This is a genomic window from Bacillus sp. 2205SS5-2, assembly GCF_037024155.1.
Lineage (GTDB): Bacteria > Bacillota > Bacilli > Bacillales > Bacillaceae_K > Bacillus_CI.
In genome coordinates, this window is sequence record NZ_JAYKTS010000006.1 from 160,619 (window position 1) to 180,972 (window position 20,354).

Annotated in this window: 18 protein-coding genes, 1 tRNA gene, 1 rRNA gene, 2 pseudogenes and 1 riboswitch; of the genes and pseudogenes, 14 read left to right on the forward strand and 8 right to left on the reverse strand. The window is 35.9% G+C overall.

Features of this window, described 5'->3' with window-relative positions; all coding sequences use genetic code 11:
• Window positions 1-159 precede the first annotated feature (159 nt).
• Window positions 160-2,382 (reverse strand): beta-propeller domain-containing protein, encoded by a 2,223-nt coding sequence (locus U8D43_RS06600; protein ID WP_335870380.1) that lies wholly within the window; start codon window positions 2,380-2,382, stop codon window positions 160-162.
• Window positions 2,383-2,525: 143 nt separating this feature from the next.
• On the opposite strand from U8D43_RS06600, the gene U8D43_RS06605 reads away from it, so the two are divergent.
• The 3 genes from U8D43_RS06605 to U8D43_RS06615 all read left to right on the forward strand — a co-directional run bounded on the left by U8D43_RS06605 (window position 2,526) and on the right by U8D43_RS06615 (window position 3,880).
• A tRNA-Ala gene (locus tag U8D43_RS06605) sits at window positions 2,526-2,598 on the forward strand.
• 240 nt (window positions 2,599-2,838) lie between these two features.
• Window positions 2,839-3,336: a CarD family transcriptional regulator gene (locus tag U8D43_RS06610; protein WP_335870381.1), complete on the forward strand. Its 498-nt coding sequence runs from the start codon at window positions 2,839-2,841 to the stop codon at window positions 3,334-3,336.
• A gap of 343 nt (window positions 3,337-3,679) precedes the next feature.
• Entirely contained in the window at window positions 3,680-3,880 is a 201-nt protein-coding gene (locus U8D43_RS06615) for a cold-shock protein (protein ID WP_335870382.1), read from the forward strand.
• Window positions 3,881-4,427: 547 nt separating this feature from the next.
• Here the strand turns inward: U8D43_RS06615 and U8D43_RS06620 are convergent.
• Window positions 4,428-4,628 (reverse strand): cold-shock protein, encoded by a 201-nt coding sequence (locus U8D43_RS06620; RefSeq protein ID WP_026695320.1) that lies wholly within the window; start codon window positions 4,626-4,628, stop codon window positions 4,428-4,430.
• A 429-nt stretch (window positions 4,629-5,057) separates the two neighbouring features.
• Here U8D43_RS06620 and U8D43_RS06625 point away from each other — a divergent pair, with 429 nt between their 5' ends.
• From U8D43_RS06625 to U8D43_RS06640, 4 genes are all read left to right on the forward strand, one after another.
• The gene (locus U8D43_RS06625; protein WP_335870383.1) at window positions 5,058-5,270 is read left to right on the forward strand and encodes a hypothetical protein; all 213 of its coding nucleotides are present in this window, start codon (window positions 5,058-5,060) and stop codon (window positions 5,268-5,270) included.
• A gap of 730 nt (window positions 5,271-6,000) precedes the next feature.
• Complete coding sequence (locus U8D43_RS06630) at window positions 6,001-6,510, forward strand: RNA polymerase sigma factor (protein ID WP_335870384.1); 510 nt, start codon at window positions 6,001-6,003, stop codon at window positions 6,508-6,510.
• Window positions 6,497-7,075, forward strand: coding sequence for a hypothetical protein (locus tag U8D43_RS06635; protein ID WP_335870385.1), 579 nt, complete (start codon window positions 6,497-6,499; stop codon window positions 7,073-7,075). Before U8D43_RS06630 ends, U8D43_RS06635 begins: the two co-directional genes overlap by 14 nt.
• Before the next feature lie 518 nt (window positions 7,076-7,593).
• Window positions 7,594-7,794, forward strand: a complete 201-nt coding sequence (locus tag U8D43_RS06640; RefSeq protein WP_335870386.1) for a cold-shock protein — start codon at window positions 7,594-7,596, stop codon at window positions 7,792-7,794.
• 118 nt (window positions 7,795-7,912) lie between these two features.
• Here U8D43_RS06640 and U8D43_RS20910 read toward each other — a convergent pair whose 3' ends face one another.
• On the reverse strand, window positions 7,913-8,503 hold the full coding sequence (locus U8D43_RS20910) for a methyl-accepting chemotaxis protein (RefSeq protein ID WP_442893572.1): 591 nt from the start codon (window positions 8,501-8,503) through the stop codon (window positions 7,913-7,915).
• A gap of 366 nt (window positions 8,504-8,869) precedes the next feature.
• Window positions 8,870-9,583 (reverse strand): annotated as a pseudogene (locus tag U8D43_RS20915) (cache domain-containing protein); the annotation flags it as partial.
• Between the two features lie 59 nt (window positions 9,584-9,642).
• Window positions 9,643-9,725, reverse strand: a riboswitch (cyclic di-GMP riboswitch).
• Window positions 9,726-9,988: 263 nt separating this feature from the next.
• Here U8D43_RS20915 and U8D43_RS20920 point away from each other — a divergent pair.
• The 3 genes and pseudogenes from U8D43_RS20920 to U8D43_RS06655 form a co-directional block, all read left to right on the forward strand.
• Window positions 9,989-10,747 (forward strand): annotated as a pseudogene (locus U8D43_RS20920) (HAMP domain-containing protein); the annotation flags it as partial.
• Entirely contained in the window at window positions 10,742-11,707 is a 966-nt protein-coding gene (locus U8D43_RS20925) for a methyl-accepting chemotaxis protein (protein WP_442893573.1), read from the forward strand. The pseudogene U8D43_RS20920 and the gene U8D43_RS20925, both read left to right, overlap by 6 nt.
• A gap of 406 nt (window positions 11,708-12,113) precedes the next feature.
• Complete coding sequence (locus tag U8D43_RS06655) at window positions 12,114-12,533, forward strand: DUF4064 domain-containing protein (protein ID WP_335870389.1); 420 nt, start codon at window positions 12,114-12,116, stop codon at window positions 12,531-12,533.
• Between the two features lie 501 nt (window positions 12,534-13,034).
• Here U8D43_RS06655 and U8D43_RS06660 read toward each other — a convergent pair.
• Window positions 13,035-13,610, reverse strand: a complete 576-nt coding sequence (locus U8D43_RS06660; protein WP_335870390.1) for a CBO0543 family protein — start codon at window positions 13,608-13,610, stop codon at window positions 13,035-13,037.
• Between the two features lie 214 nt (window positions 13,611-13,824).
• Between U8D43_RS06660 and U8D43_RS06665 the strand changes: the two genes are divergently transcribed.
• Both U8D43_RS06665 and U8D43_RS06670 read left to right on the forward strand, forming a co-directional pair.
• Window positions 13,825-15,399: an alpha/beta hydrolase gene (locus U8D43_RS06665; protein WP_335870391.1), complete on the forward strand. Its 1,575-nt coding sequence runs from the start codon at window positions 13,825-13,827 to the stop codon at window positions 15,397-15,399.
• Window positions 15,400-15,537: 138 nt separating this feature from the next.
• Window positions 15,538-15,843, forward strand: coding sequence for a hypothetical protein (locus U8D43_RS06670; RefSeq protein WP_335870392.1), 306 nt, complete (start codon window positions 15,538-15,540; stop codon window positions 15,841-15,843).
• Between the two features lie 487 nt (window positions 15,844-16,330).
• Here the strand turns inward: U8D43_RS06670 and U8D43_RS06675 are convergent, their stop codons facing one another.
• Window positions 16,331-16,555: a hypothetical protein gene (locus U8D43_RS06675; protein ID WP_335870393.1), complete on the reverse strand. Its 225-nt coding sequence runs from the start codon at window positions 16,553-16,555 to the stop codon at window positions 16,331-16,333.
• 333 nt (window positions 16,556-16,888) lie between these two features.
• Window positions 16,889-17,581 carry an MgtC/SapB family protein gene (locus tag U8D43_RS06680; RefSeq protein ID WP_335870404.1) on the reverse strand — a complete coding sequence of 231 codons (693 nt, stop codon included), beginning with the start codon at window positions 17,579-17,581 and terminating at the stop codon, window positions 16,889-16,891.
• A 382-nt stretch (window positions 17,582-17,963) separates the two neighbouring features.
• On the opposite strand from U8D43_RS06680, the gene U8D43_RS06685 reads away from it, so the two are divergent.
• The gene (locus tag U8D43_RS06685; RefSeq protein ID WP_335870394.1) at window positions 17,964-18,863 is read left to right on the forward strand and encodes a DMT family transporter; all 900 of its coding nucleotides are present in this window, start codon (window positions 17,964-17,966) and stop codon (window positions 18,861-18,863) included.
• Window positions 18,864-19,587: 724 nt separating this feature from the next.
• Here U8D43_RS06685 and U8D43_RS06690 read toward each other — a convergent pair.
• Complete coding sequence (locus U8D43_RS06690; protein WP_335870395.1) at window positions 19,588-19,764, reverse strand: hypothetical protein; 177 nt, start codon at window positions 19,762-19,764, stop codon at window positions 19,588-19,590.
• 355 nt (window positions 19,765-20,119) lie between these two features.
• Between U8D43_RS06690 and U8D43_RS06695 the strand changes: the two genes are divergently transcribed.
• Window positions 20,120-20,354, forward strand: a 16S ribosomal RNA gene (locus U8D43_RS06695); the annotation flags it as partial.

The following is a 20,354-nucleotide window of genomic DNA, read 5'->3' on the forward strand; positions in this document are numbered from 1 at the left end:
TTATCAGGAAAACTCTTAAGCAAAATACGTAAATGAAATGGTCTTCACAACAAGAAAAAGCTCAGATCCCCTGAGCTTTTTACGTACTTGCTATTCTGTCTTTCATGTGAGTGCCGATGTGTGCTGGATAGAGACTAATGGTTACCTACTTCTGTCATTTTATTTAATATCCAATTCGAGAATATCCTGCTCTTCAAAGGTAGCGAGATCATACGAACCGATTTTTGAAGAGGAAAGAGTGAATAAATCATCGTTAATATAGAGTAAACGCTGAATTTCGTTTTCCCAGTTTTCATACATATCTTTCTCCGGTCCTCCATCTAATCGCTGATCATTAAAAGTTAGTGTAGCCTGTTGTTTGATGCCTTTAGTAGGAGAAATTTCGTATACGAGCGCGCCTTGATAATCGAGTTCTTGCTCATAAAGAGAGCCTTCTTTTTCATGATAGACAGAAACCGGGAAGGCGAATAAGTCATTCTTTTTGTGGTGAAGTAGTGCTTTATGGTCATGAAGCATATAAGAATACGTACCTCTTCCACCGATTACTTCGGTTGCTTGCTCTTTTGGATTTTGGAAGTCAGTAATATCAAATAAAGAAATTTTCATTCCTCCAGTTAACACTCTAGGTGGACTATTAAGCTGTTTGTCATCTTTAACGAGGGTAGTTTCAAACCCGAAACCAATTAAGTGATTTTCATCGTAAGGGTGCAAGTACGTACTGAAACCGGGAATTTTTAATTCACCAAGAACGGTGGGCGCCTTAGGGTCACTCACATCAATGACGAAAAGAGGATCCACCTGTTTGAAAGTGACGACATACGCTTTCCCTTCCATAAAACGAACGGAATAAATGCGTTCTCCTTTGGCTAAATTCTCGACTGCTCCTACTTGCTTCATATTTTCATCTAAGATATAGAGATGATTAGTAGAAGGATCACCTTCCTTCCAAGCTAAGCCTTTTGTAGTCGCCACTCGCAAGTGTCCGTCTCGTTCATCCATGCTAAACTGATTTAATATCGTTCCATTTATCTTTCCTTTACTGACAAAATGAATGTTCATTCCACGGACAGCGAATTTGTAAATTTCTGTATCTGGGGATTGCATATGTCCATCAGAAACATCAGTGTATTTTGGAATAGAAAGATACAGATTGTCACGGGACATATACACCTCGTGGCCACTACCTAAATACGTTTCGATGTTTACTTTAACTTGTGGTTCTTTAATATTGATGGCTGTTAGAAGTGTGATATTGGTTTCTTCAGACCCAGGGAAATATTTTATATTTGAATAATCAATTGTTTGTACTGTACTGCCTTGTTCTGAATCAAAGAATCTTGGGCGTAAATCGATTTCTTCTTTTTCTTCCAGTAACCAAAAGTTTGGATACTGCTGAGCCACGAGATAGACATAGCCATTTATTTTTCTAGAGGTAACATAATTACCTTCTAAACCGATTTCTCTCATTAATGTTGGCTCACTTCGGTTCGATACGTCATAAAGGTAGGCATAGGTCATTCCGTTAAAGTGCATTCGATCATCGGGCATAGAACTAGAGGATTGAGCGATAACTTCCTGTTCTTGCATCTCCCACCGATCTCCAATTACAACTAATATATCTCCGTCTAAAAATAATTCTCTAGCCGAAAAGCCGTTATCAAACGAGGTTTTCGAAGCAATCGATAAATTTTGGGGATCGTGTGTGTCGGTAATGACTAAGGATTGATTGGCGAGCTGATATATATAATTACCATCGGTTTTAACGATATCCGCTTCATCTACACCTTGGACTTGATTGTTGGTCTCGGAATAGTTGTTTCCACTCTCATTAGAGGACTCATCTGCTGAAGAAGTTTGAGCTTCTGCCCTTTGCATGGTAGTATCTTCTTTAAAAAATTGTTGTTGTTGACTTCTTTGCTTTTTCAGTGCCGGTAGAAAGTAGTTTTTTAAGACTTGTTCCGATTTAATGGTCGGTAATTCAGGCATAACGTTAAAGGGAATTTCTATTTCATCTTCTAGGTTGCTTCCGGATATCGATTTTACAGCATTCGTAATATGCAGTGTATATAAATTACTTTCTAAGTCATAGCCATTCTCGGGAGGAAATACTATTAACTTCTTTCCATTCTCAACGAGTTCAAGGGAAACTGGTACATTTTCCCCCTGTTCATTTGTTGCGTATATAGAACGTTCGGTTAAGCTAAGTTCATCCACGCTACTAGAAAAATCAATCTCCCATATTTGATTTTGGAGCACCACCATACCATCTTCCTCAAGAGACGTTTTAGCCTGAAGGGTTAGTTTATCAGGTTGAAAATAGATCCAAACGGCCATCGAAATCAAGAGAATAATCGAACTAAGGACCCAAATAGTCTTTCGCATATTCATTCCTCCCATCACTCTAAAAAACAGTTTATTTGTCAAGTAGACGATTACCTAACAAAAATGTTACAAAAAATTCTCAATAAGTATTGAATTTTTTCATGAAATCAGTATAATAATAACTAGTCCAATATTTTGAATACGGGGCATTAGCTCAGCTGGGAGAGCGCTTCGCTGGCAGCGAAGAGGTCAGCGGTTCGATCCCGCTATGCTCCATCGATGGAAACCTTTGCGAAAGCAAGGGTTTTTCTTTGTACATGGATTTTTTATGAAGAAAATTACAATTTGTAAGATGGTTTTTACTGCTTTAAATAAAGATTTACGGGTATGTAAACAACTAATTCTTTTTTTTTTTTTGTTTTTTTAGATAAAAACTATTGACAGATATATTTTATTAATGATATTATAGTAAATTTGCTAAAAAATGAATGTAGTGCTATGATAAGAGTATTATATATGGAGGTGTCCTATTTGGAACAATTATTTGAAGTTGGCAGTCATATTATATACCCTATGCACGGTGCAGGGGTTATCGAAGGATTAGAAGAGAAAGAAATACAGGGGAAAATACGGGAGTATTACGTGATTAGAATTCCTAAAAATGATATGCAGGTGCTAATTCCTAAAGATAAGATTGCCAATTCTAATATTCGTTTGGTCACGGACAAGCTTTCAACGGAAGATGTGTTAGAGATTTATCACAATGGAGAGTCAGATTCTTCTTTGTCATGGAAAGAGCGATACAAAATCAACTCCGATAAGGTCAAGTCAGGTAAATTCAAAGAGGGAGCTGAGGTCGTACGTGATTTATTGCGTATACAGAAAGGTAAAACATTAAATTCTAGTGAAAAACAAATGTTAGACAGTGCACGAAAGCTTTTTGTAGGAGAATTAGAAGTAAGTAGAGGTATCACTGAAGACCAAGCTTCTCAATTATTAAATCAAAGTATGTGATTCAATCGTAAAATCAAACTTACTCTTATATAGGAATACCTTCTCTTGGATCTAGAAAATTAGTTCTCAATGAGAGGTTTTTTTTATGCTCTTTTCGCATAAGCTGTTCTAGCATGTAAAAACGGATAGAGAACTCTTTTCTTTCCTCATTTTGTGTGAAAAATAGTGCGAAAAGACGCCCGAAGTCATTCTCCATAACGATAGGAGGACTTTTTCAAAAAACCACAATCTATTCGAAAACAGCTTTTTTTATGTGATTATTGGATTAGAGTAAGGGTAAAGTGGGTAAAATATAAGAGCAACAACAATTGCAAATTGTAATAATGCTAGGAGGCAACAAAAAATGGAACGTGGTAAAGTTAAGTGGTTTAACAGTGAAAAAGGATTTGGATTTATTGAACGTGATGGTGGAGATGACGTATTTGTGCATTTTTCAGCCATTCAGAGTGAGGGGTACAAATCGCTAGAAGAAGGCGAAGATGTGACTTTTGAAGTAGAACAAGGTCAGCGTGGACCACAAGCAACTAACGTACAAAAAGGCTAATATTGCATCAATGTACTCACTTCATTAGTGTTGGTTCTCACATCGAGAAAAAACAATACTATACATGAACCCAAAAGCAGACTAATGATTATTAGTCTGCTTTTTATGGTGTAAATCCGAGTAGAAATTTCCTCGTGAAGAAAGACCTGTAAAATTACCTTGAAGCTCGTGTCAAATGCCATCTCAGGAAGAGCCACTTCGCATTTCTAGTAAAAATTTAATGGCTATTTTCGCAAAGAGTGCAGCTTTTCACCGGTCAATAGATGGGAATATTGCTTTGTTTCGGGGGATTATGTCGTTTATTTTTGATGTGAATCAACAGAAAAAAGAGAGGTTCTATCTAAAATTAGACTAAATAGCAATAAGGTATACGAAAAGCTCGCTGGCGGCGACCGCATATTAGCGACATGTAGTAGGAGCTGATCGGAAGTTGTTCATTGACCTAATGGACGGATAGGCTTATAACTTCAAGCTAGGCAACTTTCTATTTGTAGCCTATAAAAAAACAGACCCTTATAAAAGGGTCTGTTTTTTTGCATAATAGTTATTACGCTTTTTGAACGTTAGCAGCTTGCGCTCCACGAGCACCTTGCTCAACGTCGAAAGTAACTTTTTGACCTTCGTCTAATGATTTGAAACCTTCAGACTGGATAGCTGAGAAATGTACGAATACATCTTCTCCACCTTCGCGCTCGATAAATCCAAATCCTTTTTCTGCGTTAAACCATTTTACTGTACCTTGTTCCATAATATGTTTCCTCCTAGTGTGTTACCCACACAATGTGTTACTATCCTTGCCCAAAGTGATCATCAAGAAGAAAAGTCATATGCTTATACTATCCTTTACACCGAACAAAAATAATTCTTCTTTATTGTAACAGTTAATGGAATTGAAAGCAAATAAAAATTAATAAATATTATTAAAAGCATCTTGAAATCGAATTCTCCCAAGAAATTCTCTGCGCCTTAGAAAGAGTCAGCTGCTCGGTAGTCGGCTGGAATATCCCGTTTGATTGAACGAGAAGTTCATATCTTATACAAACTGAAATGAAAATCATCATACTATAGCAGATTTTTTAAGCGAATGTGTAATATTTTTAAAACAATTTGCAACTATTGAAGGGATTCAGGGCGTTTAAGTCGAAAAGAATACATAACGTAGTGAAGGGGTGACCCAATGAATAAAGAAAAATTATTGAAAAATCTACAACATGCTAATCGTGGGAATTTTTTTTCAGTTGAAATTCCTGCATCGACTTCGAAGGATGCACTAGCTATTGAAGAAATGGTCGCTGAATTAGAAAAAGAAGGTAAAATTAAGTTAAGAGAATATATTCCCCGTGAATATTCCGTCTATGTACACGGCATCATCAAGTATGCATCCGAGTAATCGGATGTTTTTTTATTTGTCTCTGCATTTGGGCAAACTGAGATTCATTTTTTGAATGAACAGAATCCACTCTTTATCTTCTTCAAAAGCAAAATATTCAAATGAATCTGGTTGAACTATTTTTGAGGGAGAATCAACATCGATTCCTTCATGTATCAGGAAAATGTATGATTGATCCAGTCTACTATATCCCTGAAATTTGACATTGCATATGATGTGTTAAATGAAAAAACTCGTGAGCAATGATAAGTTGAATATGTTTATCATGATAGGCAAATCCTCTAAGCAGAAAGCAATAGTGGGATTCTACTGGTGATATGTAGTCGTGCATAAAAGGGAAAAGTGGTGCGCAAATCATCGGAAGTGGTGCACAAAAGGGAGAAAGTCGTGCGCAAAAAGGAAAGATAAATCCCCTATAGGTAAAAAATTCCTTGTAATTTGGCAGGGTGTAAATCGAATGCTTTTTTTCTTCAACAATTGTCAGCGATATTTAAAGTCTTACTCATAATCTTGTTCATAGATGCTGTTGTAATCATTAAAAACTCTATAGATACTTCATAGTTTTTTTAAGGATCTTTTCGTATGAATTTCGTTCGAAAATAGTCTAAATGATGCTCCGGGACCTCTCCTTTTAATGGATTATATTAAGTTGAGAAAACAGCCTAGAAAAATGAAATTTCTTTTTGTTATAAACGTCTAATTAGTAGAACTAAATAAAGAGGAGAATGGTATGGATAGGGAGGAGAAAATTTCGGAGTGGTTTCACTTATACAGTGATGACGTCTATCATTTCCTGTTATATCGAATGGGAACTACTGAGGTGGAGGACTTAGTACAGGAGGTATTTATTAAGGCAATAAAAGGGATAGATTATTTTAATGGTAATTCTAGTCCGAAAACATGGCTCTTCACCATAGCGCGAAATGTAGCGGTAGATGAAATGAGAAAAAGAAAATGGAAGAAGTGGACTTCTTTCGATTCTATTCAGGAGCCAAGTGATACTAACACTCCAGAAACAATATGGAGCAAAAATGAGAGTCAAAATGAAATCTATCAGGCTATCATTTCTTTGAAACCGACGTATCGAGATGTGGTGATTTTACGCGGAATTAAGGATTTATCCGTCTCTGAAACGGCTTCAGTTCTCAAATGGAACGAAAATAAGGTAAGAATAACGTATCATCGAGCAAAGATTTTATTAAGGAAGGAATTAGGAGGTAGAGAAGATGAAGCATATTGAGAAACACAATGATGAGATTGACGCTCGTTTAAAATCGTTGCCATTGCAAAGTCTCAGTACAGAAAAGAAACAGCTTATGGATGCACAATTACAAAATACTGTAGTTTCCTATGATGGATTGAGTTTGAAGAAAAGGCTTGTAAGAAGATTTGCTTTCTCTTTATTAAGCTTAATCCTGTTATCCTTTCTTTTGTTTGCCGTCTATGCGTCGTTTTATCATTTGAGTATATTTAAAGAAGGAAACGAACAAATTTTCTTGGTCAAAAGAAATGTTCCAAACATTGATAAAGGAGAAATCGTGAAAATCATTGATACTCCACATGAACGTACTTTGGTTCAGGATATTCTTGAAAGACAACGCTGGTCTAATAATAATGGGTTAGTTATCGGAATGGATTTTATCATGAATGAATATGAAATCTCTATCCATCAAAATCAGACTTTGTCGATTTATCGATATCAAGCAAGTCAAGAAAAAGTAGCCAGATTGTACGGGGAGGAGGCACGACAGTTCTATTACTTGATTACAGGAGGGGCATTGGAAGCGGAAGTTGGATTGTATTAAAAATCGTCTGTCTTCTACTAAATTCTTACTAAGTCAATTAGCTAGGACAGTTTTTTGAGGATAGGCTGAAGAATTTTTCATTAGGAAAAGAGCACGAAGTCATACAAGTCAAAGGATTCCTTCTTATTCAAAAAGCCACAATCTTTGCGAAAACAGCCTATTTAAAAGAAAACTAAAGTTCAACCTTTAAACTGACAAATTTTTCTACCGATGACTTTCGCTTGTAACTAGGACAAATAGTCGAGACTGCTATAAACCTATAGTAGTATCAACTTTTATAGTAGGGAAAGCAGAATCGTCAGTAGTGCGGATGCGAAAATTGTTGAAAATTAACTAGTTATGTCAAACGAAATTCTAGTATGCTAGAACACTTGCTATTTGAAAATCTATCTGTTATCCTTATTAGTAATTATTTTTGTTCGGTAGATATGGGAAGAAAATGATACTTTTCGCCTGGATATCATTTAGAGCAAGAATAGTAATACATTGTGTGTAACACGCACTAGGAGGCAACAAATATGGAAAACGGTAAAGTAAAATGGTTTAATGCAGAAAAAGGATTCGGCTTCATCGAAGTTGAAGGTGGAGAAGACGTATTCGTACATTTCTCAGCTATCCAAGGCGAAGGTTTCAAAACTCTTGAAGAAGGTCAAGAAGTATCTTTCGAAGTAGAACAAGGCGCACGCGGACCACAAGCTGCTAACGTTCAAAAAGCATAATTAGCCTTTGCAAAAACAGACTCCTATTTAAGGAGTCTGTTTTATTTTTAAGTAGAAATTAAAGAGTTGATAGAAGAAGGGAGGTACTAAGTGCCTCCCTCTTTTTTTATGTACTCTTCTACTCAATATGGAATTGATCAACAATTGAACGTAATTCTTGAGCCATTGCGGTCAACGTTTGGGTGGAAGAGCTGATTTGTTCCATAGAAGAAGTCATTTCTTCTTGACTTGCTGACACTTGAACAGTAGAGGCTGCCGTTTCCCTCACCATTTGGGCCATGCCTTGTGTGTGCCGAGCGACTGTTTCAGATTCTGAGGCAATTTGGTCAATAGAGAAAAGGATAGTCTTAAAATTATCTGTGAATAAAGTGAATACCTTTGAAATATTGGTGAATGTCTCGGCTGTTTGATGGACAACATTTAAGCCACGATCAACGGCATGTGAAGACGAGTTAACCGAAGAGCTGACAGTGCTTATTTCATTCGTAACGGTATGAAGGATGCTTGCGATTTCACCAGAAGAATTTTTGGCTTGCTCGGCTAATCGGCGGACTTCATCAGCCACGACAGCAAATCCCTTCCCATGCTCTCCTGCACGAGCAGCCTCGATTGCTGCGTTTAGTGCGAGAAGATTCGTTTGTTCAGAAATTTCTTCAATTTGACGTGTGACAACCGCAATATTTTGTGAGTGATGTTCTAGGTTGTCCATTATCTTTTCTGTATCTTTTATGGTGGTTGGTATACTATACATTTCTGTTGACACTTGTTGGACGGATTGATGTCCACTCTCGACTTGTTGCTTCGATTCAATGGAATAGGAATTTGTTTCATTGATCTTCTCTTTTATTTGCTGGATTGTTTCGTTAGTCGATAGAATCGTTGAATGATTTGCGTCTGAAAGCTTTGTTTGTGCTTCTGCACTTGAAGAAATATCTTGAATGTTAACCATGATATTGTCAGCGACTACTGTATTTTCTTCAGCACTTGCCATCAGCTCTTCTGACGATTGTAATAGTTTATCAGAGGAATTTTGGATGGTTTTTGTAATGATATGGAAATGACTAGTCATTTCATTAAAAATTATTTTCATTTGCCCGATTTCGTCATTTGAGTGAACCGGAAGCCAGACCGTTAAATCCCCTTCTTTAAAACGATTCATTCCGGACGTTAGCTGATTAAACGGTCTCAAGATATAGTAGGTAACGGGAATGATGATAATGAATGTTAGGATAACTACAATAATGGTTATAAGTATTAGCGTTTTGAAAATATTCGTAGCAGGCTGCATAATATCGTGTAGGTAACTCCCCACTCCTAGAACCCAACCGTTCGGAAGCTCCTTGAAGGCAATCACCTTCTTGCCGCCATCCCAATCATATTCAATAAATCCTGTCTTCTTAGTTACCATCTCTTCAACAAAGCTGTGTTGAATTAAACTGGTTCCGATTGTATCAGGATTAGGGTGATGAATAACATTTCCGGCTTCATCTAATATAAATGCATATCCAGTCATCCCATTTGGTTCGTAGTATTTTTCTTTTATGCCGCTAACGAGCTTTGCGATAGTGGTTTGATTTTCATTGCCTGAATTTATCGTTTCAGTGTAATTGGATAGGGTGTCTGCTTGTAAGCCCACCATATAGTTTAGGTCTGTAAATGTTAAGTCCTTTATGCCGCCATAGGTTTGTTTGTAGCTAATCCAGGTCGTGATGATAAGCGGAATGACGGTAAAAAATAAAACTAGTAAAATGATCTTTCTTCTAAATTTTAAATTCATAAAAAATTTCATGCGGACCACCAATAAAATAGAAAAAAATGCCTATAGGAATGAAGGCAACACAGTAAATGTGAAGCAGCTGGCTGGCGTTCCAATTAGAGTAGCCCCTATAGCTTTGCGTCCCAACCTTTCGATTGGTTTGCCCTTAAAATGTAAATGTAGGGGTATTTTAACATATAAAATTTTTTTGCCTGATTATTAGAATATTCTTTTTGTTTGATTCAAGCTATATGTGTCTATTTGCTAAAACCATGTAAGTGAAAAGATAGAATTTCCACGATATAACGCGAAATTTTTGTTTTTTTATAAAAAATTCTGAACATCTGCCTGAATATCAGCTAAAATAAAGATAACATCAATATCGCTGGAGAATTGGGGGAGTTTAAGGTGAAGAAATTCAAAAAGCTTCGAATCAACATGAGCATAAGGAAGAAAATTATAACGGGATTTATTATTATTTTATTTTTAATGCTAGTCGGAAATGCTTTCAATCTTATGCAAATGAATCGAGTGAGTACGTCGGTCAATTCAATGACGGAAAATGAATTTCCTGCAATTGAATCAGTCCTAGAAATTAAGGGGGCGCATGAATTAACCTATGGTATTTTACTTGAATATACAAATGCATTACGAGCCAATCATAATGTAGATATGAAGAAATTTTCAGGACAATTAGAAGAAAATAAGAAGCGTTTTGATGAGTTATATGATCATTATCAACAATATATTGATAATGAGAAAGAACAGCAATTATTTTCTAATCTTACCGCGCATCGAGATAAGTCGATTACAATTGTAGATCAGGTTCTTAACCAAGGGGAATATAACATGATTACGATTAATCGCTTACAACAAGAAGCGCAAATCACCATCACGAGCATTGAAGCAAATATCGCCAAAATTGTTGAAATCAATGAAAACTCAATCGTTTCTTCAAAGGAAGCAGTTTCAACAAGTTTTCAACAAGCGAGAACCAATACGATGTTCTTTATGGTTTTAGCCACCATAGCTGGAATTGTTATTGTCATTATCATGACAAGACTCATTGCTACGCCGATTAGAAGAGTGACTAGAGTATTGAAGGAAGTAGCTGCTGGAAATTTGGCAGTGGATAAAATAAATATTAAAAATCGTGACGAAATTGGAGAGATGGTGACCTCCTTAAATCGAATGGTTGAAGATTTAAATGGAACCATTTCGACGGTTCGTTCAGCTACTCACCAAGTGGCAGCTTCAGGAGAAGAATTTAATGCGAGTGCGGATCAAACCGTGAAAGCTACCGATCATCTGTCAGCATTAGCTCAAAATTCAGCTGCAGGAGCCGAGCAACAGTTACAAAGCATCAATGATGTCTCGGTTGCAGTGAATCAATTGTCAACAGGTATCAATGAGATCGCTTCAAAAGCTTCTGAGATGTCTCAGCGTACTGAAGAATCGATACGATCTACTCAAAAAGGCTCAGCTAATGTTGAAAATGTAGTAAAGCAAATGAATTTAATTTCAAAAAATGTCGATGACACGTCACAAATCATCGAGATATTAGGTGTGAAGTCTTCGGAGATTGGGAGTATAACAGAGGTCATTACAACCATTGCGGATCAAACGAATTTGCTCGCCCTAAATGCAGCGATTGAAGCGGCGAGAGCAGGGGAGCATGGGAAAGGTTTTGCCGTTGTTGCGGATGAGGTAAGAAAATTAGCAGAAGGTTCACGTAATGCAGCGGAAAAGATCACAAATATGATTGAAAATATTCAAGCTGAGACGAAAAAGGCCATTTTGTCCATGAATGCTGGGACAGAACAGGTGGAACACGGTATTACTTTTTCAAAACAAGTAGATCAGGCTTTTGCACTTATCGATCATTCCATCACAGATGTTTCAACAAGAGTAGAGGAGGTATCTGCAGCCGTTTTGCAAATGACAATGGTAAGCGAGCATATTGTTGATTCAATTAATAATGTGAAAGAAATAGCTGAGACAAGCGTTCAAGCGAGTCAAGAAAGCTCGGCCGGAAGTCAAGAACAGCTTGCGGCTATGGAAGAAATTTCTTCATCTGCACATTCTTTATCTGATTTAGCTGAAGAGTTGCAACAAACGATTGATGTTTTTCAGATGAGACAAAAAACTCAGCATTAATGCTGAGTTTTTTTGTAGGAATCTATTCGTTTATTTCATGGGATTAGAATACGATTAAGCAATCAAACCAGAGAAAGTAAAATTGGAAGGAAGAGTGGGTTTTCCTGAAATGTTCCATATGAGAGAGAGTATATTCACCATCACAAAAGCTTTTTAGGATATCGAATAGTTTAGCTCATAATAATGTCATAAATTTGAAAAATATTGAATTTTCTGCTGAAACTGAATGGGAAATTTGGTATATTGTATTTGGTACAAAGATTACAATATTTCTTTCTTGTTTATGATCAAAATAAGAAGGAACTGATACAGGGTGATTTTCCGTAAAGGATGGCAGAAATTGAAACCTTTCCGTCGATCATACGTATCTATAGTTGTAGTGAACATCCTAAAGGGGGACAGGTAAGTGAAAAGAACAGTAGAAATTGTTTTATCCGTTATTGGGGTAATTACCAGTGTATTAATGGCTTTTGCGGGGGGGTTTTTTGCTCTTTTATTGCAAAACGAACAGGTTCTTGCCGACATAGAAGCTGAGTTCACAACAGACCCAGATTTGGCAGATGTGAACCCAACTCAATTTATTGAAATGATTGGGGGTGCTGGTTGGGTTATCGTTGCAGCTGGGGTCATTGGACTTGTAATAGGACTTATTGCGATTTTTAGTTTAAAAGGCAATAAAAAACCTAAATTGGCTGGAATTTTGTTGATTATCGGAGCGGTCATCATTGCTCTGATGACCTTACTCTTTGGTTGGTTACCAGCGCTTTTATTCTTGATTGCTGGTATTATGAGTTTGGTGCGTAAGCCAAAACAAGATGTGTATTAAATCATCGCGATATTGATGATTTTTCTGCTCGATGACATATTTGATATGAAATTTAGTTAGAAATTATCTTAAGAAAGGATGGGAGTTCATTGGAATTCCCATCCTTTCTGTTTAAATTAGGCTGTTTTCTCAAGACTCATTTCGTATACTTTGTAGCTCTTGACACAAAGAAAAAACAGGCAGTAGGTTTTTTAAATTGATTTCTTCCTTTTTATCTAGAAATGAAGAATTTTTCAATAGGAAAGGCTGTTTTCTCAAAGGTTGTTGCTTGTCGAATCAGTCTATAAACTGTTAGGTAGCTTTGCTTTGGGGTCCTTTTCGTCTGTTTTTTGTTGAATATAAACAACAAAATGAAGGATGGAATCTAAAATTAGGTGAAATAGCAACAATGTATACGTATAGAGCCTTAAAAAAATGTTAATGAGGAATACAGAGAAGCATCTTGTCCTGTTAAATAAGTATATAAATACTATTGCGACTTTATTAAATAGAAAAGGTTTCTTATCGTTGAGGATGCACTTCACATTTTTCAAATCCGCTATTTTTAAATGCAAAAAAGTGAGCAGTCATATAAAGTGCTACATAAATAAAGAAGGAATAAAAACTATTCCATTTAAGGGGCTGATAGAAGGCTATCCATTCTAAAAAAGGTTCGCCAATAAAAGCTGCTCCTCCTCCCCATATAACTGCTTTCAGAAACGGATGAACACCCTTTTTTACCTGTAAAAAGAATAATAAACTGACTGGGACGACTGTAATATCCCATGGGATGCATTCAGGAGTGAAAGGGGCTAAGGGGTAACGGTAATACCATGCTCCGGTCGCGATTCCTATGTAATCCATTATTGAAGCAATCACTATCACGAAAAAAGTCCCGTATAAAAGTCGAGCATACTCTAATTTAGGTTTTAGGTAGTACCAAACAATCCAAGGGAAGATCGTAATCGCAATCAACAGCCACCACATCGGAGTGAATAGAACATAATCAAACCAAGCTTCATGAGTTAACTGGTAGTTGTGCACTCTGTTTTGAGTGATTTCAATTAATTTTTGTTCATAATCAGAAAGAGGATTCATAACAAGCTCCTTATTACTAATTTCTCTTAAATCTATTATGCCACCCTTTATTAATTTCCATCAAAGTGTATATTAATGACTTTTTTTAGGGATAAATAATGTTGATTAAATTGACTATATATGAGTCTAGTTTAATTTTGTTCATTTTCTTCTATCATTTGGAATCGGTTCACGCTATGATTACTAATAGGGAATTTTAGTAGGAGAGATACAAATGCCGATTACGTTATTAGATAATAATCGTCCAATTTATTATGACTATCACCCTTGTGAAAATAAGGATGCTGAGACGATTTTACTTGTACATGGTTTAGGGTTGGATATGAATATTTGGACATCAACAGTTAAATTACTTCAACCGTATTTTCATGTTCTTCGATATAATCTCCCAGGGCATGGATCGAATCAAAAAGACTATCGTTTGACCAAATGGACCTGGGAGTTTTTGAGTAGAGAGCTTGAAAGTATTCTCGATGAACTTCATATTTCAATGATTCATTTTGTTGGATACGGTGGAGGTGGGAATTTTGGTCTAGAGTTAGCTTCGGCGGGAAAGCCTTATCTGAAATCACTAGTTTTAATTTCAACGCCTATATTCTATCCGCAAGAACTCGGAGAGAAAGAGCTCTCGAGGCGGATGAAGATGTTCATGAAAGAGAAAAATGATTTAGTAGATATTTTAGTGAATAGTTTATTTTATTATAAAGATGAGAAAAAAATTTCAAATGTTAAGAATATGTACGAGACAGTGAATGAAGATGCATATATAAAATTTTACAAATTATGCGGTGAAAGTGTTCTTAACTACACCGCAAAAACATTTAACTCAATCTCGGTTCCAATCTGTAATATTGTCGGAGAATATGACCCAATCTACCCACCAAAACTTCATCTATTGGATATGAAATATTTAAATAAGGACCGTTTTCTAATCGTTCCCAATTCTTCAAATGCCATTATGATGGATCAGGCAGACCTTCTTGCTCATTGGGTTCGTGACTTTGTAGAAAAGGTGATTGGTGAAAACAATATACAGCCTCCGAAAACTGTATTTGGAGAAAAATTAGCGGATGATTTACAATTTATCCTTGAAGCCGCTGTTCACCAACTAATGAGCAAAAAATTGATTGAGGTTTCCGTCGTGTCTCCGTTTGACGTGAAAATTGATGGGAAATCTCTAAATGGTAAATGGAATCAGCGAAAAGCAAAGCAGTTGTTTAGTTATATTGCTATCCATAATAATGTGACGAGAGAGCAACTATTTGATACATTCTGGCCAGATCTAGAATTAAATAAAGCTAGAAATCAGCTTCGAGTTTCGCTGAATCATATCAAATCGTTGATAGAAGAACATACCGGAGAAGAAATAGATAATTATTTATTAATTGAACGAGAGGGAGTCTCTTTAGTTGTCCGGACAAAAGTCGATTATTTAGAATGGTTAGAATGGTTTAGAAAAGTAGGAACTTACGATCATATTGAACAACATGTTCATGCCATTATTGACTTAATAAGCAGCTTACCTGATCCGTTGTTTCCTAGCTTTTACGATGAGTGGATGTTGGAAGCGCGATCATCGTTTGAATCAAAAATAGTTGAAATTTGTGAAGAATTATTGGATTTTGATATTACACCAGAGCAATCTATCGATATATTAAAGCTGCTAATAAAATTGCATCCTACTGAAGAATTGTATTATGATCAAATGATTTATCTACTTGTGTGTGAAAAAAAAGATAAGGAAATTGAGTATTACGAAGAAAAGAGGGAATCAATTCAAAATAATTAGTTCATCTCATATTTCGATAAAAAGCAATACAAAACCCTCATTTTATTCGAAATGGGGGTTTTGTAATGTTTGTGTAATGGTGTATATAGTATGTTGTTACTAGAGATTAAATGATTCGGTAAATAGGGGGTTTTGAAGTTGGGTAGAACAATATTGAGTGAAATGGAAAAAAATAAAGTAGTGAAATTAAAAGCGAGAGTGGATAGTGGTATATATAACGATGATGATTTTAAACAAATATTTGCTATTGTTAAAAATTATGATAGTGAAATAAATCTTGCTCAAACAAAAAAAATCTGTGAACTTGTCCAGTATTTATATGTTGTTCGCAAAGAAGATCGTGTTGCTAGTGTATTAAACCAGTTTATCGATGAAGTACTTCCTAATCAAAATCTTGAAGGAAAAAAAACGTGTAGATCTTTTAGTTTTGTAATCGATCGATAAGTCAACAGATAAATAAGTACTTGAGTATGTTTGGTAGGAGCACCTCTATAAGATGGCGATTAGCTACCTATGACTCATTTCCTTATCTTATTCTATGAACACTAAATGTATAATTCGACTTGCATTTCATTCGTGCATTTAGTCGTAAAAGCTAAAATGTAGACAAGGGTCCAGTCTGGATACTGTGTTTTAAATTATATGAAATTTGAGTATGGCAAACAGCCGATAAGTGACGAAGAAAACAATACTATACAACAAAACGCCCCTATCTCAACGCTCACTATCCAAGTTAAATACTTTCCACGTATAGGCATTCCCACAAAAAGTGTTTAATCAAATTATCATTTTACTGTCACTGGGACATCATCGGCAATCGGTTTGAATATATCTCACTCCTTACCTCGTAAATTACGAGGTATTTTTGTTTGGAAATGACTTTTAAGGAGTGATACTCTGAACGGAAATTCATCAGTGAAAATAAAGTCCCTTATGGATGATGATGGAAAGGTTCGATCTTATCAATTTGACTTACTGCTAGGCTCAAGACCGACTTAGTATCATCGTTGTAAAAAAGAAAGGTGTTTGATGAGGGTGGGAAATCGAGTAAGCGCCCGGAAAAAGATGATGTCCCCATCCTAATTACCACATACTCAACAAATAAAAGTTGATTGGTATTTTGCCATTTTTTTAATTGATCATACCATTGTTCCATGCAATTCTTTGCTCCTTTATTTGATGGTTGATTTCTCTCGAAAATAGACGAAATGATGCCCGAAACAAAGCTCTATCATAGATGATCAACTGATTCGAAAAACCATAAACTTTGCAAAAACAGCCTTCTTTAAAAAAGGCTGTATTCGCAAAGATTGCGGTTTTTCGAATGAGCCCTCCTATTATGATGGGGATTGACTTCGGGCATCTTTTCGCAACTTTTTTAACACGAAATGAGGGAAGAATAGCGTGTTTCCATCCGTTTTCGTATGCTAGAACAACAAAGTATGCGAAAAGAGCCTTAAAAAAAGGACATTCCATTAAAGACAGTTTGCTAAAAACTTTTTGTCTCTACTCCTTTCACTCCCGCAATGTTACTGGCGATGTGATATACATTTGTTGAATTCTTTTGGTGATTCACTGACACTCTTAGTTCGAGTAAATGGGAACCATTTTTCATATCCTTTATTCTAGTGTGAATGATATGAATTTCTTCCTCTTCAAGGGAGTTGATCACTCTCTGTATTTCTGTTTGATCAAAAAGTGTAATTTTTAAAAGTATTTCCTTCTCACTCAATTTTTTGGGGCCTAAGCGATTTAAAATCATGGGTAAAATCTGAATTCCAAAAATAATTATTAATACAACAGTTAACGCTGCAGTGTAAAAGCCTGCTCCGACAGCGATGCCTAAGCTTGCAGCTCCCCAAATTAAGGCGGCTGTTGTTAAACCGGAGATACTTTCATTACTTCGGTGAAGAATAACTCCCGCACCTAAAAATCCAATACCTGAAACGATTTGAGAGGCTAAGCGAAGGGGATCCATTGTGATGTTAACATCGGCATTAGCTGGAAATGAATACGCTGATTCGATAGAAATAATAGTCAATAAACAACTAACTGTGGACATAACCAGACAAGTTTTAATGCCGATAGGCTTTCTTTTTAGTTCTCTTTCAAAGCCGATGAGCAACCCAAAAAGGGCGGATAAACATAACTTAATTATGATTTCAATATCTATCATATCCATCATATCGATATTAAGCCCCTTTCTTTCTCATAGTTTTTGTGGGTCTTTTCGCATACATTGTTGTTATTTCATCTAATATTAGATTCCATCCTTCATTTTGTTGTTTGTATTCATCAAAAATAGATGAAAAGATGCCCAAAACAAAGCTATATAACAGCTTATAGACTCGTGCGACAAGCAACAATCTTTGAAAAAACAGCCTTTTTGAAAGATTATTTTCAAATAAATATCAAAAGAAAAAATTCTAAAATCTCCTTTATTATTGAGGTGATACAGTTAGAGGAGAGGGCCAAGGGGAATTGTTGTAACTAATCATCAGAATAGTGTAAATTTGATGAAAGTCTTACTATATTGAATTTCTTAAAATGGAGAGGAGTAACTAATGGAAAAACAAAAAATGAAGCCTTATCTAGCTCTGTGGATTGGGGTTATTGCTGTATCTACTTCAGCAATATTCGTTAAACTATCAACTGCTGAAGCGGGAGTTATTGCATTTTATCGGTTATTTTTCACAGTCATATTAATGTCCCCTTTATTTTGGTTGAAGTTTAGACAAGAATTGAAAAAGATTACCAAAAGAGATTGGGTGTTTTCTATTGTATCCGGTATTTTTTTAGCGTTTCACTTTATACTTTGGTTTGAGTCGCTGAACTACACGTCAGTCGCAAGTTCGACCGTGCTTGTCACATTGCAGCCACTATTTGCCTTTATTGGAACGTATATTTTTTTTAATGAGAAGTTAAGTGTAAAAGCCATATTAGCAGGTGGGCTAGCATTGTGTGGAAGTGTCCTGATTAGTTGGGGAGATTTTCGTATTAGTGGCTTAGCGTTATGGGGAGATATTCTTGCGTTAATGGCTTGTGCTCTAATAACCGCCTATTTGTTATTTGGTCAAAATGTAAGAAGGCGTCTTTCTCTCGTCACCTATACATATGTTGTTTACAGTATCAGTAGTTTAGTGCTGTTTATATATGTTTGGATTAAAGGTGAAAATTATATTTCTTTACCTAAGATAGAGTGGTTGTATTTTGTGCTCCTTGCTCTTATTCCGACTCTTTTAGGTCATACCTTGTTTAATTGGTCATTAAAATGGATTAGTACGTCCACCATTTCAATGGTCATTCTCATAGAGCCGATAGGTGCTTCACTCTTAGCATACCTACTATTGGGTGAGGTGGTAACGCCTTATCAGGTTATAGGTGGTGGGATTATTATGATTGGAATTTTCTTATTTCTACTTAATGAAAATAAGATGAAAAGAAAAAACGCATCATCAGCATAAGCTGAATTGTTGAAAGAAGTGAGTCGGTTTAATAGAAGGATTTTTTCGTATTCACTATTGCTATTGATCCATCATTTTGGGTTAAAATTTATTTATGCAGAGGTTACATTCAAGAAAATTACGATTAGATGATCCCGAACCAAGCTTGGTATCAGTTTATAGGCTGGTACAAAAAACAATAAATTTTGCAGGATTTAGCTTAATAGAATGGAAAGTTTCATTTTCACTCTTACAGTTTAATATTAGCTATTCATTTCAGATAAAGAGAGTGTTAAAGGAATACTTAGGCGGAGCAAAAGCATTTAGCTTATACATAATAAATCAGTCATAACCACTATTGGGATTAATGCGGATTTATTCATGGTAGATGTGGTGGGGTCGCCGTCATGGAGTGTTTGTGAATTTTTTTGCTCCAGATACTAAGAAATAATAGGTAATAAGGTATAATGAGAAATTTCTTCCTTTTAGTAGAATTGGGAAATTTCTCGTTAGGTAAAGACATGAAGTCTCACACTAGAAGATTCCACGCTTACTCTAAGAGACATAACCTTTACAAATAACTACTTTGAGATACAATACAAAATTGACTTTCGAGTATTCTGGAAAAGGAGCTCCTTTAGTCTGAATTTGAAAAAACTATAAGTTCCAACCTCTAAAATATCGGGGGGTGGCGTCTTAGTTGGGTTAGGATGAGTAGGTATTATTCTGATAGAATTGATGGTGGCTAGACAAACCAAGTGCATGCGGTAGAAAAGACAAGAGCCATTGTGGTTGCAAAAATAAATGTACCACCGTAAACCTTTTCTGAAGAACTAAAGATTTTGAGTGCTTCTATATAAGAGAATGAAAATAAGTAAACGGCGGTGGAAAATGATACGTAAAAAGCTAGTAGTGTTAGCATTTAGCGATCCCCTTTCGATTTTATGACTTATTATTAGAAATATGAAAGGAGGAATCAAAACATGATAGTGAATTAATAGATTTTGAAAAAAATTATAAAATTATATTGCAATCATTTTGGAGGCGTGGTATATTTATATCCGTCCTCAAGACAACTTACTTACTTTTGAAAAAAGAGAAAAAATGTCTTTAAAAAAGTGGTTGACTTTATAATGAGGATGTGTTAAATTAATAAAGTCGCCTCACAGAGACGATGATTGAACTTTGAAAACTGAAAAGACGAAACGTCAACGTTAAATTTAAAATTAAGAACATAGATTCTTACAAAATGTTTTATGAGCAAGTCAAACTTAACTTTTATGGAGAGTTTGATCCTGGCTCAGGACGAACGCTGGCGGCGTGCCTAATACATGCAAGTCGAGCGAACAATGAGGAGCTTGCTCCTCGTTGTTAGCGGCGGACGGGTGAGTAACACGTGGGCAACCTACCTTTAAGACTGGGATAACTCCGGGAAACCGGAGCTAATACCGGATAATTCATTTCGCTTCATGGCGAGATGTTGAAAGATGGCTTCGGCTATCACTTATAGAT